The 1154-nt window shown below is 33.5% G+C and carries 1 protein-coding gene and 1 pseudogene; one reads left to right on the top strand and one right to left on the bottom strand.

Annotation, left to right across the window (positions count from 1 at the left end; genetic code table 11):
• Positions 1-73: 73 nt before the first annotated feature.
• The gene (locus V7150_RS26505) at positions 74-559 is read left to right on the top strand and encodes a DinB family protein (protein ID WP_335524302.1); all 486 of its coding nucleotides are present in this window, start codon (positions 74-76) and stop codon (positions 557-559) included.
• 430 nt (positions 560-989) lie between these two features.
• Here the strand turns inward: V7150_RS26505 and V7150_RS26500 are convergent.
• A pseudogene (locus tag V7150_RS26500) lies at positions 990-1154 on the bottom strand (recombinase family protein); the annotation flags it as partial.

Below are 1154 nucleotides of genomic sequence, written 5' to 3'. Positions count from 1 at the left end.
ACTTAAAATATTCTAAGAGTGTTATTAATAAAATACAATATAAATTGACTAAAAAAAGGAGGAAGGATAACCAATGAATGTGATCGATCTTTTGCTTTATGAATTAGACCACACCTATAATCAAGATGATTGGTACTCACCAATAAAACTAGCCCTTACTGACCTGACTGTAGAGCAAGCAACATGGAAGCTTGATATTGAAAGTATGAATTCCATTTGGGAAATCGCTGCCCACTTACAATATTATAAAGAGCGTTTGTTATTTCAATTACAAGGAAAAAAAGCAGACTACGGAACAAATAATCAAGATACATTTGCGTTTGAAGGAAATTCTCAATTAGATTGGGATGCTTTCGTAAACAAGATGCATGAAGTTAACCAAAGATTAGGTGAGCATATTCAAAAATTGAGTGAAACGGATATAGAGAAAGATACATCTAAGTTTTCCCTTTTAAAACGTATTAGTGGTATCATACGTCATGATGCTCATCATGCCGGACAAATTATCATGATTAGAAAATTGCAAGGTGCATGGCCTGTTCATCAGGAAATGGAATAAGATAAAGTAACAATTAATGATAACTTGAGTTGTATATCCAATACAAAACTAGTTTATATAAAACTTCCTAATAGAAGTTCCCTATCACAAAACCCCTTGGGAACCAAGAGGGGGCAACTTGCCATAATTTATTGTTTATGCAGAATTTGATATATCGTTGATAAATCAAACGTTTGCTCACGCTGCAAGTTCGCCTGGTGGCTGTATAAAAAAGTGAGATTTTATACAGCTACTTATTCGATTATATGGCCCTATTCTTGAATATACACATATCTTTAGTTTATAATTTATATTTTCGCTTTCTATACATTATGAACCAGCCAATACCATTTACCAGGATTAGACCAAAAATAGTGTTACCTAAAGGGCTTAGTGACAGGGTTCCTGCTGTAAACCGCAAAGTAAAATTGAAGAAATAATAAAACACGCCCTATTTTTTTATTTCTTCAAGCCTTCTTCTATTGACTGCTCTATATAAGGAACCTTGAGATATTCCAGTTGCTGAGACTATCACACTTATATAATATTCTTTACTATTATACATACGTAGCGCAACAGCAGGCTTTTCTTTATCCAACTTGGGTCTCCCTAATGT

Source organism: Neobacillus drentensis, from assembly GCF_036965245.1.
GTDB lineage: Bacteria > Bacillota > Bacilli > Bacillales > Cytobacillaceae > Neobacillus > Neobacillus drentensis_G.
The sequence above is the reverse complement of the archived record's forward strand: the minus strand, read 5'-3'. Positions and strand labels throughout refer to the sequence as shown.

Coding starts and splice junctions, on each gene's coding strand:
- V7150_RS26505 (WP_335524302.1), top strand. CDS start 74: ATGAATGTGATCGATCTTTTGCTTTATGAATTAGACCACACCTATAAT.